The sequence below is a fragment of the Aeromonas sp. SER genome, assembly GCF_038739615.1.
GTDB lineage: Bacteria > Pseudomonadota > Gammaproteobacteria > Enterobacterales > Aeromonadaceae > Aeromonas > Aeromonas jandaei.
In genome coordinates this window covers 411,269-425,764 of the sequence record NZ_JBCGFC010000002.1, presented here as the reverse complement: position 1 = coordinate 425,764, position 14,496 = coordinate 411,269, and the positions used below count along the sequence as shown (strand labels likewise).

Annotated in this window: 16 protein-coding genes; all 16 read left to right on the top strand. The window is 57.7% G+C overall.

What is annotated here, in order from left to right:
• Positions 1–204 precede the first annotated feature (204 nt).
• The 16 genes from AAHA41_RS04855 (at position 205) to flhB (ending at position 14,407) form a co-directional block, all read left to right on the top strand.
• Entirely contained in the window at positions 205–981 is a 777-nt protein-coding gene (locus AAHA41_RS04855; protein WP_041208925.1) for a lipoprotein, read from the top strand.
• A 165-nt stretch (positions 982–1,146) separates the two neighbouring features.
• Positions 1,147–1,464, top strand: coding sequence for a flagellar hook-basal body complex protein FliE (fliE, locus tag AAHA41_RS04850; RefSeq protein WP_041208924.1), 318 nt, complete (start codon positions 1,147–1,149; stop codon positions 1,462–1,464).
• A gap of 62 nt (positions 1,465–1,526) precedes the next feature.
• Complete coding sequence (fliF, locus tag AAHA41_RS04845; protein WP_033114466.1) at positions 1,527–3,230, top strand: flagellar basal-body MS-ring/collar protein FliF; 1,704 nt, start codon at positions 1,527–1,529, stop codon at positions 3,228–3,230.
• Positions 3,223–4,284, top strand: a complete 1,062-nt coding sequence (gene fliG / locus AAHA41_RS04840; RefSeq protein ID WP_033114465.1) for a flagellar motor switch protein FliG — start codon at positions 3,223–3,225, stop codon at positions 4,282–4,284. The genes fliF and fliG overlap by 8 nt, the downstream gene beginning before the upstream one ends.
• A 69-nt stretch (positions 4,285–4,353) precedes the next feature.
• Positions 4,354–5,172: a flagellar assembly protein FliH gene (gene fliH / locus AAHA41_RS04835; protein WP_201907269.1), complete on the top strand. Its 819-nt coding sequence runs from the start codon at positions 4,354–4,356 to the stop codon at positions 5,170–5,172.
• Between the two features lie 52 nt (positions 5,173–5,224).
• The gene (gene fliI, locus AAHA41_RS04830) at positions 5,225–6,556 is read left to right on the top strand and encodes a flagellar protein export ATPase FliI (protein WP_042031567.1); all 1,332 of its coding nucleotides are present in this window, start codon (positions 5,225–5,227) and stop codon (positions 6,554–6,556) included.
• A gap of 27 nt (positions 6,557–6,583) precedes the next feature.
• On the top strand, positions 6,584–7,024 hold the full coding sequence (fliJ, locus tag AAHA41_RS04825) for a flagellar export protein FliJ (RefSeq protein ID WP_033114462.1): 441 nt from the start codon (positions 6,584–6,586) through the stop codon (positions 7,022–7,024).
• 115 nt (positions 7,025–7,139) lie between these two features.
• On the top strand, positions 7,140–8,975 hold the full coding sequence (locus tag AAHA41_RS04820) for a flagellar hook-length control protein FliK (RefSeq protein ID WP_323070057.1): 1,836 nt from the start codon (positions 7,140–7,142) through the stop codon (positions 8,973–8,975).
• 57 nt (positions 8,976–9,032) lie between these two features.
• Positions 9,033–9,548 carry a flagellar basal body-associated protein FliL gene (fliL, locus tag AAHA41_RS04815; RefSeq protein WP_041208919.1) on the top strand — a complete coding sequence of 172 codons (516 nt, stop codon included), beginning with the start codon at positions 9,033–9,035 and terminating at the stop codon, positions 9,546–9,548.
• Positions 9,549–9,555: 7 nt separating this feature from the next.
• A complete protein-coding gene (fliM, locus tag AAHA41_RS04810) occupies positions 9,556–10,626 on the top strand; it encodes a flagellar motor switch protein FliM (RefSeq protein WP_041208918.1) in 1,071 nt (356 codons plus the stop codon).
• A 50-nt stretch (positions 10,627–10,676) separates the two neighbouring features.
• On the top strand, positions 10,677–11,069 hold the full coding sequence (gene fliN, locus AAHA41_RS04805) for a flagellar motor switch protein FliN (RefSeq protein WP_005298791.1): 393 nt from the start codon (positions 10,677–10,679) through the stop codon (positions 11,067–11,069).
• Complete coding sequence (gene fliO / locus AAHA41_RS04800; protein WP_323070056.1) at positions 11,066–11,449, top strand: flagellar biosynthetic protein FliO; 384 nt, start codon at positions 11,066–11,068, stop codon at positions 11,447–11,449. Before fliN ends, fliO begins: the two co-directional genes overlap by 4 nt.
• Complete coding sequence (fliP, locus tag AAHA41_RS04795) at positions 11,436–12,197, top strand: flagellar type III secretion system pore protein FliP (RefSeq protein ID WP_215805295.1); 762 nt, start codon at positions 11,436–11,438, stop codon at positions 12,195–12,197. The genes fliO and fliP overlap by 14 nt, the downstream gene beginning before the upstream one ends.
• A 23-nt stretch (positions 12,198–12,220) precedes the next feature.
• Entirely contained in the window at positions 12,221–12,490 is a 270-nt protein-coding gene (gene fliQ, locus AAHA41_RS04790; RefSeq protein WP_041208915.1) for a flagellar biosynthesis protein FliQ, read from the top strand.
• Positions 12,487–13,284 carry a flagellar biosynthetic protein FliR gene (fliR, locus tag AAHA41_RS04785; protein WP_124242344.1) on the top strand — a complete coding sequence of 266 codons (798 nt, stop codon included), beginning with the start codon at positions 12,487–12,489 and terminating at the stop codon, positions 13,282–13,284. The genes fliQ and fliR overlap by 4 nt, the downstream gene beginning before the upstream one ends.
• Positions 13,277–14,407: a flagellar biosynthesis protein FlhB gene (gene flhB / locus AAHA41_RS04780; protein WP_071910766.1), complete on the top strand. Its 1,131-nt coding sequence runs from the start codon at positions 13,277–13,279 to the stop codon at positions 14,405–14,407. The genes fliR and flhB overlap by 8 nt, the downstream gene beginning before the upstream one ends.
• Positions 14,408–14,496 lie beyond the last annotated feature (89 nt).

Sequence of the window (14,496 nt, the reverse complement as noted above, 5' to 3'; positions counted from 1 at the left end):
TGACTTGCTGACTATCAAGGCTGCCCACCTTCGGTGGGCAGCCTTTTTTATGTCGGTTTGGCACGTATCTCACTTATGGGTATGGACTCGAAGATTGCTTATGGCGGAGCCCATCCCGATAATGCGCAAGATTATCCAAGGTGTTTGCCCTGACCCGCGCGGATAGGTGAATGCCATGAAGCCGAAGCATATGGGAGCAAAAGGATGAAGAATCACAAGTGGTTGCTGGGTCTGGCCGTGAGTCTGGCCATCTCCCCCTGTTATGCCGACTGGGCGAAGCTCAAGGCGGCGGCATCTGATCTCGGAAGTGCGTTGAGCGAAACCGGCAAGGAGGTGTGGCAGGATGTCAGCGACTTCTCCAAAAAGAGCTGGGCCTCTATTTCGACCTGGGGTGAGGAGGCGTTCAATACCGCCGGTGTCTGGACTGACAAGAGCATAGCGACCGGTAAGGAGTGGTTGGTTGTCGCCGACAAAAAACTCACGGAAATGGTCAACCCCAAGACGGCACAAGAGGCAAGGATTGCGCTCAACACCATGTCTGATACTGCGCTGATACATCTCTTCAATGAACAGCCATCAGCCAAGTTGTTGTTTGACAAGGCTTATGGTTACGCCGTCTTCGACTCGCGCAAGTTCTCCCTTATGCTTCACACCAATCAGGGGGCCGGTGTGGCTGTTAATCGGAAAACCGGCAAACACACCTATATGAAGATGTTTGGTGCGGGTCTTGCAGCCGGGATCGGTGGCAAGTTTTATCAGCAGGTGATCCTGTTTGAAGACAAGGCCAGATTCGATGCCTTCGTGACCCAGGGTTGGGAGGCCACCTCCGAAGTGGGCGTGGTGGCTGGCAAGGAGAGCGCTGAACTGACCGCCAAATACAACGGCGGCATGGCCATCTATCAGATTGGCGAGAAGGGGTTGCTGCTCGATGCCAATATCTCCGGATCCAAATACTGGATCGACAAGGATCTGACCCAATAAGGTCGCCTCAGAAAGGGTTCACCCTCTCTTCGCTCTGGCGTTATCCCTTCATCGGGTTGCAGTGCTTTCCCCTCGCTGCAACCCTTGTCCAGACTTGGATCTGTTGTTTGGCATCATAATTGCTTGTTGGCTGTCAGCGTCAATGATTTGTCTGGGGATGGAAAAATGGAAATTAGTGCAAGCAGCCTGATGCAAGAGATGCAGGCACTCAAGGTAGAGGCCGGTGCAACCCCGCTGGCACAGCCGGGCCGTCAGGTCAGCTCCGACTTTGGTCTGCTGCTGCAACAGGCATTGGGCAACGTCAACGAATTGCAAGGCGCCGCCAACGATCTGCGCACCCGCTTCGATATGGGTGACAAGTCAGTGGATCTGGCCGAAGTGATGATTGCCGGGCAGAAATCCTCCATCGCGTTCGAGGCCACGGTACAGGTACGCAACAAGATGGTCGATGCCTACAAGACCATCATGAACATGCCGGTATAAAGGATTTCAACGAATCATGACGACCGGGCATCATGAACATGTCAGCAATAAGGACATAAATCGTGGCTACTGACCAAAACGGCGATCTGCTGCTAAACGATGAGGGTACTGCCGCCCTCGATGAGAATGAGCAGAAGAGTTCGGCACTGGGCTTTCTGTCCAATACCGATGTACTGCGCCAGATCACTCTGATCCTGGGACTTGCCATCTGTCTGGCCATTGCCGTGTTTATCCTGCTCTGGGGCAAGGAGCCGGACATGCGTCCCCTCGGCACCTATACCACCCAGGAGCTGGTCAAAACCCTCGACTTCCTCGATCAGCAGAAGATCCCCTACGAGGTGGATGGCAAGAGCGTGCTGGTCAGTGCCGAGAACTACCCCAATATCAAGCTGGCGCTGACCCGTGCCGGTCTGGCCAATGTGACCGACGCCAGCAGTGACGGCGAAGATATCCTGCTCAAGGACTCCAGCTTCGGTGTAAGCCAGCGGATGGAGGCGGAGCGCCTCAAGCTGAGCCGCGAGCGCCAGCTGGCTAGTGCTATCGAGCAGTTCCAGAATGTAGCCAAGGCCCAAGTGCTGCTGGCCATCCCGAAAGACAACGTCTTTGCCCGCAACGAACGTAAACCCAGTGCGACCGTGGTCGTCAATCTGAAAGGGGCTGCTCTTGGTCAGGGCGAGGTGGACTCCATCGTCGATATGGTCGCCTCGGCAGTCCACGGCCTCGAACCGACTCGTGTCACCGTTACCGACCAGAATGGCCGCCTGCTCAACTCTGGTTCGCAAGATCCTCTCGCTGCCCAGACTCGCAAAGAGTTCGCGATGCAGCAGAAGCAGGAGCTCGAATACAAACAAAAAATTGACGCCATTCTGATCCCGGTACTGGGCGCTGACAACTATACGGCGGAAGTGGATCTCTCCCTCGACTTCTCCCAGCAGGAGCAGACCCGTAAAACCTACAACCCGGATCTGCCAGCGGTGCGCTCCGAAATGACGCTGGAAGAGAACAGCTCCGGCAGCAGCAATGGCGGTGTGCCGGGGGCGCTCAGCAACCAGCCGCCAGCAGCATCCACCATTCCCGAGCAGGCGACTGCCGGCGAGAGTGGCTCCGCTGCCAATGGCCGTTCACGTAAAGAGGCCACCCGCAACTTCGAGCTGGATACCACCGTCAGCCATACCCGTCGCCAGATGGGGGGGATCCGCCGCATGACCGTCTCCGTGGCGGTAGATTACAAGTCGATGACTGCCGCTGATGGCAAGGTGACTCGCGAGGCGCGCAGCCAGGCTGAGCTCGATACCCTGCGTCGTCTGTTGAGCGGTGGTCTGGGTTTTGATGTGACCCGTGGCGATACTCTGGAAGTGGTTGCCATCCCGTTCAACCGCCCCGAGCTTGAAGCCGTGGCTGCCACCCCTGTCTATGATGAGCCCTGGTTCTGGCGTGCGGTGCGCATCGCGGCTTCCGTGCTGGTTATTATCGTCTTGATCGTGACCGTGGTTCGCCCCATGCTCAAGCGGCTGCTCTATCCGGACGCCAAGCCGGAAGGCGAATTGGATTTCGACAACCACACTGTGCTGGGTGGTGACGACGAGTTGAGTCTGCTGGCGGCTCAGGCCGAAGCAGAGCCGGTGTTCGGATTGCGCGATGGTCAGCTCAAGCTGCCTGATCTGCACCGGGATGAAGATTTGCTCAAGGCCGTGCGTGCCCTGGTGGCGAACGAGCCGGATCTGGCCGCTCAGGTCATTAAAGAGTGGGTAACCAAAGATGCCTGAAGAGAATAAGAGCCAGGTCACTGGCAACGACATTACCGACAGTCAGCGCCAGCTTCTGGAGCAGATGTCCGGGATGGAGATGGCGGCAGTGCTGATGCTGAGCCTCAATGAAGAAGATGCGGCCCAGATCTTCCGTCATCTTGAGCCCAAGCAGGTGCAGCGGCTCGGTATGTCGATGGCCTCCATGTCGGATTTCAGTCACGACCGGGTAGCGGCGGTACACCGTCAATTCATCGACGATATCCAGAAGTACACCAACATCGGTATCGGCAGCGAAGATTTCGTGCGCAAGGCTCTGGTGGCCGCCCTTGGCGAAGACAAGGCGAGCAACCTGGTGGATCAGATCATTCTCGGTTCCGGTGCCCGCGGCCTCGATTCGCTCAAATGGATGGATGCCCGTCAGGTGGCCAGCATCATCCAGAACGAACACCCGCAGATCCAGACCATCGTGCTCTCCTATCTGGAGCCGGAGCAGTCGGCCGAGATCCTGAGCCAGTTCCCCGAGCAGGTGCGCCTCGATCTGGTGATGCGTATCGCCAACCTGGAAGAGGTACAACCGGCGGCGCTGCAAGAGCTGAACGACATCATGGAGAAACAGTTCGCCGGTGCGGCGGGTGCCCAGGCAGCCAAGATGGGCGGCCTGAAGGCTGCAGCCAACATCATGAACTACCTCGATACCAACATCGAAGGTCAGCTGATGGACTCCATCCGCGAGTCGGACGAGGAGATGAGCCAGCAGATCCAGGATTTGATGTTCGTGTTCGAGAACCTTATCGATGTGGACGACCGCGGCATCCAGACCATGCTGCGGGAAGTGCCGGGCGATCTGCTGCAACGGGCCCTCAAGGGCTCGGACGATCAGATGCGCGAGAAGATTTTCAAGAACATGTCCAAGCGTGCCGCCGAGATGCTGGCAGACGATCTGGAGGCAATGGGGCCGATCCGGGTTTCCGAAGTGGAAGCCGCCCAGAAGGAGATCCTCTCCATTGCCCGTCGTCTGGCGGATGCCGGCGAGATCATGCTGGGTGCCGGTGGCGGCGAGGAGTTCCTCTAAGCCATGGGCCAGAAACTCTACGGTTGCGCCGGGACTGTATCCGGCGGTGGCGAGGAGCTGCGCTAATCCATGAACAACAAACTGCGTGGCTATGTGCGGCCTGACGGGGACGATGCCCGGATCGAAACCTGGGGTTGGCCCGAGATGGAGGTCGAGGCCGAGGTCGAGACCAACGCTCTCGGCCTGGCTCCCGACTGGTATCAGCAGGAAGAAGAGGTCGTCGAGCCGGAACCCGAACAGGAGCCGACCCCCTCCATCACCGCCGAGGAGCTGGAGGCAATTCGCCAGGCTGCCTGGGAAGAGGGGATGGCTGAAGGGCGTGAGGCCGGTTATGCCAAGGGGCTGGAAGAGGGCAAGCTGGAAGGGCTGCAACAGGGCCATTCCGCCGGTCTCGAGCAGGGGCGCGAAGAGGGGCTGGCCATGGGGCGCGAGCTGGTGGAGCAGGAGATAGCTCACTGGCAAGCACTGGTAGCCCGGTTGGCCAATCCTCTCAACGAGCTGGATCAGGCGGTAGAGCAGCAGCTGCTCTCGCTGGTGTTGCAACTGGCTCGGGCCCTCATCCGCCATGAGGCCGAAACCTCTCCCCGTATTTTGCTGGAGGCGCTCAAGCAAGGGATTGCCCTGCTGCCTGCCGCCGAACAGGGGGTTACGCTGATGCTGCATCCCGACGATATTGCCCGGGTCGAGCAGGCGTTCGGTGCCGAGGAGTGTGTCAAGCGCCAGTGGCGGCTGCAGAGCGATCCCACCCTCTCTCCCGGCGATCTGCAACTGGCGACCGAGCTCTCCAGCATCGATCTGACCCTCTCCGGGCGTATTGATCAGCTGCTGCGCAACTTCTTGCGAGACAATGCGACGCCCAATAACTCCTCGCCGGATCCGCACCCGTAATCAACGCCGGACACTGCAGTCCGGTTGACTGTTTTCTAGATCAGGAGGCCAGATGAGCGGCTCGCTACTGAACCGGTTGCAAGGGTACAAGGTGCGCGATAGCGCCCCCAAACCGCCGGTTGCCGGCAAATTGACCCGGGTGGTGGGGCTGACCCTCGAAGCCATCGGTTGCCGCGCCGCCATCGGTGCGCTCTGCCGCATCGATACCCTTGATGGGACGCTGGAGGCTGAAGTGGTCGGCTTCTCTGGCGATCGCCTCTATCTGATGCCGAGCGAGCAGCTCAAGGGAGTCATTCCTGGTGCCCGGGTGGTCCCCATCACCGAAGAGCATGGTATTCCGGTCGGCATGAATCTTCTCGGCCGGGTGATCGACGGTATCGGTCAGCCGCTGGATGGCCTCGGCCCCATTCTATCCTCCCAGACGGTGCAGTTTGCCCAGCACCGTATCAATCCGCTTGCGCGTCGCCCCATTCATCAGCCAATGGATGTCGGGGTGCGCGCCATCAATGCGGTGCTGACCGTCGGTCAGGGCCAGCGGATGGGGCTGTTTGCCGGTTCCGGCGTTGGTAAATCCGTGCTGCTCGGCATGATGACCCGCGGCTCGGTAGCCGATGTGGTCGTGGTAGGGCTCATCGGCGAACGGGGCCGCGAGGTGAAGGAGTTCATCGAGGATATCCTAGGTGAGGAGGGGCGTGCCCGCTCCGTGGTGGTGGCAGCTCCCGCCGATGCTTCGCCGCTGATGCGTCTCAAGGGGTGCGAAACCGCACTGGCCATCGCCGAGTATTTCCGCGATCAGGGGCTCAACGTGCTGCTATTGATGGACTCTCTTACCCGTTATGCCCAGGCACAGCGCGAGATTGCGCTGGCCGTGGGCGAGCCGCCGGCTACCAAGGGTTATCCGCCCTCGGTGTTTGCCAAATTGCCGGCGCTGGTTGAGCGGGCCGGTAACGGCAGCGATGGGCAGGGATCCATCACAGCTTTTTTCACCGTACTGACCGAGGGGGACGATCTGCAGGATCCCATCGCCGACGCTGCGCGGGCGATCCTCGATGGTCACATCGTGCTGTCACGCGAGCTGGCTGATGCGGGCCACTATCCCGCCATCGACATCGAGAAGTCCATCAGCCGGGTCATGCCCATGGTGACTTCGCCGGAACACATGGATCTGGCGCGTACCCTCAAACAGTTTTACTCCCTCTATCAGCAGAACCGGGACCTCATCACCATAGGTGCCTACAGCCAGGGTTCTGATCCCCGTATTGACCGTGCCATCATCCAGAAACCCTATCTGGATCAGTTCTTGCAGCAGGGGATGCGCGAGGTTATCCCTTATGACGATGGCCTGCAGGCCTTGCAGATGGTGGCGATGCCACTGATGCGTTGATGAGTCGTTGGATGGTGGAGCAGATCCATGAGTAAAGGGTTGATATTGTTGTCGGAACGGCTGGTGGAGGCGGAGCAGCAGTGTGCACTCGCGCTGGCTAAGGCCCAGCAGGATCTTAAGCTGTTCATGGAGCAGCAGAATGCCCTCAACCAGTATCGCCAGATCTATCACCAGCAGTGGACCGATCGCGGCTTGCAGGGGATCTCTCCGCAGCAGAACGCCCAGTATCACGCCTTTATCAACAAACTCGAGCAGGCGGCAACCCAGCAGTACGAAGGGGTGTTGCAGGTACGACAGGCGTTGGAGCAGCGCCGCGAAGAGTGGCTGGCAGCCCAGCAGCGGCGCAAGGCGGTGGAGTTGCTGCTGGAAAAACAGGCAAGCCGCGAACAGCAGAAGGCTCAGCGCCAGGAGCAGAAGATGCTGGATGAGTACGCTATCTTGCGGCGCTTCCATCAATCTGGCCTGTAACTTGCTTTGAACTGAACATGGTCGGAGGTCATCTCGCAGGGAACCTCCATAATTCAGGGACTCCATCATGATGCAGACAGTGTTGACACAAGCGCCTTCGGCTCAGACGAACGGGTTGGACAAAGCCGCCCTGAACGGTACACCCGAAACTGCCAATCTGGATAGCGCCGGAGCCCTCGACAGCAAGGGGGACTTCGCCTCTCTGATTGCAAAGGCGCAGAGCAAGGATAAGGGGCCAGCAGATAAAGGGTCCGCAGAGAAGGGTGCCGCAGAGAGTGCCGTCAACAAATCCGGTAGCAGCGACCGATCAGCCAAATCTTTGGCGACCGAGAGCGATAGCAGCATCAAAGAAGATGCCGAGAACAAGGGGGGCGAGCTGCCTCCCAACGATTTTCTGCTGCGTCTGCAAGACTCCCTAAAACTCGACACCTCTTTGGTAACGCCTGCCGTCGCTGCCGCGGTTCCTGCTGACGGCAATCTGTTGCCGCAAGAGGGTGAGCAGCATGAGCTTGAGGCTGGTGATGATGTCAAGCTGAGTGCGACTGACAAGTCGGCGCTGCCGTCCTTGGTAGCCGCTGGAACCATGCTGGAGAAGCTTGCTACTGCGTCCGCACAAGCTGTGTCCACCGCTCAGAATAGTGAATCCTCTCAGGCTGTAGTTGAAGAAGAGGTAGTTGAGAATACCGGCGAAGGGCAGAGCGCCAGCACACTCAAGGGTGAAACTGAACTCAAGGGGCAGGGGGAACCAGTACCTGCCACCAAGGGGGATAAACCTCTCTCCGGAGCCGAACGTGTTGCCCAGTTGGCCAAACTGATGCCAACTGTCGAGTCTGCCCCGGTTACCAAGCCTGAGACGGCTTCGGGTTCGCAAGTCGGGCCCGACAGTGAAATGGATAGTGCTGTGCCGCTGAACAAGGGACAAGCTGCCCAGACTACCGCTCCTCAGGGACAGGGTGAGGCGCTCAAGACCTTCCACGAAGGGCTCAAGCAAGCCGATGGTACTGCTCAGAATGGGTCACAAGGTGGCGCACAAGGGGATGGCAAGAGCGCCGGGCAGCAGACAACGGCAGATAGCAATCCGGCGCTGACAGCCCAGAGTGCTCGCGAAGGGGCTGCAACTGCTCCCGTCTCTGTCACGACCCAGAGCGCTCAGGCACCTGCTCCTGCCAGCGCGGAACCCGTGATGGTTGCGCCACAGCAGGTGCTGGCACAGGTTGAATCGCAAGGGCCACAGGCACCCTTGTCGACTATCTCCGCAGGCATTCAGCAGATGGAGGCGGCTGGAGCGACTCCGCTTCGCAAATCAGCCCAGATCGACGTAAAACCCAAAGTGGATAGTGCCAACCAAAGTGTGGTGGTGACCGAGGCGGCCAGCGAGAGCAGCCAGAGTCAGCAGGTGCAACATAGCCAGAACAGCCAACCGCAGGTGCAGGTTGCCGAAAACCGTACCCCGTCAGCCGCCGAGGGCGCACAGCGCCGCGAGCCGCAGAATTTGCCTCACCTCAAGCTGGCTGGCCAGGAAGCCCCTGCCGAGTTGCACCAGAAGGTCAACGTGATGCTGGCGGACAAGCTGCAGCAGGCGGAGATCCAACTCGACCCCATCGGCCTTGGCAAGATGAAAATCCAGATCCAGATCGATGCTTCCAGTCAGGCCAGCGTCCATTTCGTGGTACAACATGGACAGACTCGTGAGATGCTGGAGCAGGCGATGCCGCGTCTGCGCGACATGCTGGCGGGGCAGGGGATCCAGCTTGGTCAAACCCAGGTGCAGCATCAGTCCCAACAGCAGCAACAGCAAGGTCAGGCAACCTCTGGCGGCCAGGGTCAGCAGGGCCAGAGTGGTGGTCAGTCAGGCTCCGGCAGAGGGCAGGAGGCTGGAGATGTGACTACATCTACCCTCAATGTGCTGGTGGAATCGACAAACGGTTCCGGAATTGATTTCTATGCTTGATGCAATCCCGAGTAAGTTTATGATATCGAACAAGTTTGATATGAGGGTGGACAAGGGATGGCAGACGATAACGAATTAACCCTGAAAGACCCGGCCGCGGGCAAGAAAAAGAAGCTGATCATTATCATCGCCCTTGCCGTTATCCTGTTGGGTGGTGGCGGAGCTGGCGCCTTTCTGATGCTCTCCGGCTCGGAGAAACCGGCTGCCGAAGCTGCCGAGGGGAAAGAGGCCAAACCCAAGGAGGAGGCGCCCCAGCCTTCACTTTATGTATCGATGCCGCGTCCCTTTGTCTTCAACGTAGCTGGCGTACAGCGAGATCGTCTGGTGCAGATCAAGATCCAGCTGCAGGTGCGCGGTACCGCCGATGAGACGCTGGCCAAGCAGAATATCCCCCTGATTGAAGGCACCTTGCTGCGGGTGTTCAGCGCAGCAACGGCCGAACAGCTGATGACCTTCGAAGGCAAGGAGAAGCTGCGCAAGGATTCACTGGAAGAGTGTCGCCGGGTGCTCAAGGATCTGGTCTCTTCCCCCGTTATCGAACAAGTGCTGTTTACCGGCTTTGTAATGCAGTAGGTGAAGCGTGAGCGATCTGTTAAGTCAGGACGAAATTGATGCCCTCTTGCACGGTGTCGATGATGTCGAAGAGGAGGAGATAGGCTCGGCGGGGGATCCCGGCGTAGCCCAGTTCGACTTCTCCTCCCAGGACCGCATCGTCCGTGGCCGCATGCCGACGCTGGAGCTGGTGAACGAGCGTTTTGCCCGCCACATGCGGATCAGCCTGTTCAACATGATGCGCCGTACTGCCGAGGTATCCATCAACGGCGTACAGATGCTCAAGTTTGGCGAGTATGTTCATACCCTGTTTGTGCCAACCAGTCTCAACATGGTGCGTTTCCGCCCTTTGAAAGGGACTGCGCTAATCACCATGGAGGCTCGTCTGGTCTTCATCCTGGTGGAGAACTTTTTTGGTGGCGACGGTCGCTACCACGCCAAAATTGAAGGGCGTGAATTTACCCCCACCGAACGACGTATCATCCAGATGCTGCTCAAGCTGGTGTTTGAAGATTACAAGGATGCCTGGGCTCCGGTGATGGATGTGGGCTTTGAGTATCTCGACTCCGAAGTGAACCCGGCAATGGCTAACATTGTCAGCCCGACTGAAGTGATCGTGGTCAGCTCGTTCCACATCGAACTGGATGGTGGTGGTGGTGACTTCCATGTGGCCATGCCTTACTCCATGCTGGAGCCCATTCGCGAACTGCTGGATGCCGGTGTACAGAGTGACAAGGGTGATACCGATGTACGCTGGAGCAAGGCGCTGCGCGACGAGATCATGGACGTCAAGGTCGAGTTGCGGGCCAAACTGCTGGAGACCGAGCTCACCCTGCGCGAGCTGATGGAGCTGCAACCCGGTGATATCATCCCGGTCGAGATGCCGGAAAATCTGCTGGTTTTCGTGGAAGATCTGCCGACTTTCCACGCCAAGATGGGGCGCACCAAGGATAATGTCGCCCTCAAGATCACCGACAAACTCAAGCGCCCGGAAGGGGTCAAGACCGAGATGCATCTGGTGACCCGGGGCGGTGTACGTATCGATGGCGAGGCCGAGCTGGAAGAGCTGGAGCGCAGCATCGAGGATCAACAGAGATAAGCGACGGTTTATTGCGATAAACGGTCATGAAGTAGCGATAAGGAAGCAAGATGAGCGGAACTGAGGAAGAGGATCTGATGGCGGACGCATGGGCTGCCGCCCTGGAAGAGCAGGTGACGGCGGAAGCCAAGCCAGCTCCGCTGGAAGAGTTAAAAGATGACGCTCCCATCAGTGCCGAGGAGCGCCGCAAGCTCGATACCATTCTGGATATACCCGTCACCATCGCCATGGAAGTGGGCCGCAGCCAGATCAGCATCCGCAACCTGTTGCAACTGAACCAGGGCTCGGTAGTTGAGCTGGATCGGGTGGCCGGTGAGCCGCTGGATGTGCTGGTCAACGGCACCCTCATTGCCCACGGCGAGGTTGTAGTGGTCAACGACAAGTTCGGTATCCGTCTGACCGATGTCATCAGCCAGATTGAGCGGATCAAGAAACTCAAATGATGCGAATGCTGCTGTTACTACTGCTGCCCTTGCCGGCACTGGCTGATGTCGGGGCGGCAGTCAATGCCCCCAGCCTGAGCTCTTGGTTGCTCTCCAGCCTGATGGTGATCGGCCTTATTCTGGTTCTGGGCTTTCTGCTCAAGAAGAGCAAGATTGCCACCGCCATGGGAGGCGGCCAGATGAGGGTGATAGCCAGCCTGCCGGTGGGCTACAAAGAGAAGTTGCTGGTGGTCAAGGTAGGCGAGCAGCAGCTGTTGGTCGGGGTGACGCCACAGCAGGTCAACTTCCTCTATCGCCTGGATGATCCGCTCGATGAAAACCAGCCCCAGGTTTTCTCCCAGCAGCTTGGCAAATTGATGGGTAAGCATGAAAAAAGCTAACTGGATCTGGCTGCTGCTCAGCCTGCTGACCCCGCTACTCTTCTCCTCGCTGGCCGTGGCACAGGATGCCATGTCGGCAGTGACCGTCAAAACCATGGCTGATGGTAGTCAGGAGTACAGCCTGACCCTGCAAGTTCTGGCGTTGATGACGGCGCTCTCGTTCTTGCCCTCCATGGTGATCATGATGACGTCGTTTACCCGCATCATCATAGTGCTGGGGATTTTGCGTCAGGCGATCGGGTTGCAGCAGAGCCCTTCCAACCAGGTGCTAATCGGTATTGCCCTCTTCATGTCGTTTTTCATCATGTCGCCGGTACTCGATCGTATCAACAATGAAGCGTTGCAGCCCTATCTGGCAGAGACCATTCAGGCGAAAGAGGCGCTGGAGCGGGCCGAATTACCCATCCATCAGTTCATGCTGGCGCAAACTCGCATCAAGGATCTCAATACCTTTATGGAGATCGCCAACGTGCAGGTGGAGAAACCTGCCGATGTGCCGCTGCGGGTGTTGATCCCGGCGTTTGTGACCAGCGAGCTGAAAACTGCTTTCCAGATTGGTTTCATGCTCTTTCTGCCATTTCTGGTGATCGACCTGGTAGTAGCCAGTATCTTGATGGCGATGGGTATGATGATGCTCTCGCCGATGATCGTTTCACTGCCATTCAAGCTGATGTTGTTTGTCATGGTGGATGGTTGGAACCTGATCCTCGGTTCTCTGGCCAACAGTTTCGGACTGGGTACCGGCTAAGCCGGGCCGAAGGAGCAGGCAGCATGAGCCCTGAAACCTTTGTCGACGTATTTCGCGAGGCGCTCTGGCTGGTCACAATCATGGTCTGTGCCGTGATACTGCCCAGCCTCTTCGTTGGCTTGCTGGTAGCTATTTTTCAGGCGGCCACTTCCATCAACGAACAGACCTTGAGCTTTCTGCCTCGTCTGATTGTGACGCTTTTAGCTTTGGGGGTTGGTGCTCACTGGGGTTTGCAGAGTCTGATGGACTTCTTTCAGCTAATGGTGAGCCAGATCCCCGAGGTGGTGGGATGACCTACACAACCGCTCTTATCATGGAGTGGTTGTCTTCCATCCTCTGGCCACTGGCTCGGGTGAGTAGCCTGCTGATGGTGATGGCGGTGTTTGGTAGCCGTCTTGCCCCAGCCCGGATCCGGATTGGCTTGGCCCTTGCCATTACCTTTCTTATTGCGCCTCTTTTACCCAAGATGCCACCCATCGAGCTTTTTTCCGTCGGCAGTTTTCTGGTATTGGCCCAGCAGTTGCTTATAGGCATTGCGCTGGGACTGATGACCCAGTTTCTGATGGAGAGCTTCGTAATGGCGGGTCAGGTAATCGCCATGCAGACCAGTCTGGGTTTTGCCACTTTGGTTGACCCCATGAATGGTCAGGCTACACCTGTGGTCGGCCAGTTTTATCTGATGCTGGCGACGCTGGTTTTTCTGGCGCTCGATGGTCATTTGGTGATGCTGCGACTGGTCATCCTCAGCTTTGAGACACTCCCCGTCTCCGATAGCGGTCTTTCAGTTTCCTCCATGCAAACCTTGAGCGCATTCCTGGGGGTTATGTATCAGGCTGCGCTGGTTATGTCGCTCTCTGCCATAGTGGCGCTTCTGTTGATCAACTTCGCTTTTGGTGTGATGACCCGGGCTGCTCCTCAGCTCAATATTTTCAGTATCGGTTTTGCCGTCAGCATGATGTCGGGTCTGCTCATCCTCTGGCTCACTATCGGTGGTTTTCTCGGCCATTTTGATAGTCTGTGGGAGCGGGTGCAGGAGGTCAGCTGCGAGCTGATTGACACCCAGTGTCTGGGGGGCGCCCATGGCTGATACCGATCAGGAACGTACCGAACAACCCACGGGCAAACGACTGCAACAAGCCCGTGAAAAAGGGCAGATTGCGCGTTCAAAGGAGCTGGGTACCGCCAGTGTCTTGCTTTCAGCCGTGTTCGGGCTGCTGATGCTCAAAGGGTCGCTCGCCAGCGCCATGATCAAAGTGTTGACGACCGGTTTTACTCTGGACAGGGAGCAGGCCTTCGACCCCAACGCCATGATCGCCATGGTTCCAGCGCTGCTTGGGGAATTGATCCTTCCGCTGGGTCTGCTTTTTGCGCTGGTTACCATTGCCGCTTTTATCGGCAATACCCTGATGGGGGGGATGAACTTCTCCACCGAAGCCATGATGCCCAAGTTCAGCAAGCTGAGCCCGCTCAACGGGTTGAAGCGGATGTTCGGAGTGCAATCGTTGGTCGAGCTGGTCAAGTCGATTGCCAAGGTTGTGTTTATTTCCCTGTTTGCATGGTGGATGCTTTCCAGCCAGTTTAACCATCTGCTCAATCTCTCGATGGAGGGATACCCCGGTGGCATCATTGATGCGCTAGAACTCTTTCTATGGATGCTGATCATCCTCTGTTGTGCTCTTATCCCTATTGTGGCCATAGACGTGCCGTTCCAGCAGTGGAATCACATGCGTCAGCTCAAGATGACCAAGCAGGAGATAAAAGACGAATTCAGGGATAGCGAAGGTAAGCCAGAGGTGAAAGGGCGGATCCGTCGTCTGCAAATGGAGATGGCTGCGCGCCGGATGATGGGGGAAGTGCCCAAGGCGGATGTGGTTATCACCAACCCGACCCATTACTCTGTTGCCCTCAAATATGAGGCGGGCAAGCCTGGTGCCGCACCCAAGGTTATCGCCAAGGGGACTGACGAGGTGGCGATGAAGATCAGGGAGATCGCCCGTGAATACAATATTCCCATCATGCCTTCTCCCGAGTTGACCCGCGCCATCTATCACTCCACCGAGCTGGGTAGAGAAATACCGGAAGGGCTATTTGCTGCCGTGGCCCAGGTGCTGGCCTATGTGTTCCAGCTCAAGAAGTTCCGCCGTGGACACGGCCGTCGCCCGCAGCCGCTGGCTAAAGATCTTCCTATTCCGCCTGAATATCGCAAATGACAAAGTTCTGACACAGTAAAAATAAAATCATTTAAAATCAATGCATTGAATTCTTGGCTTGATGTTTGCTTTAATCTGGAACCAGCGAG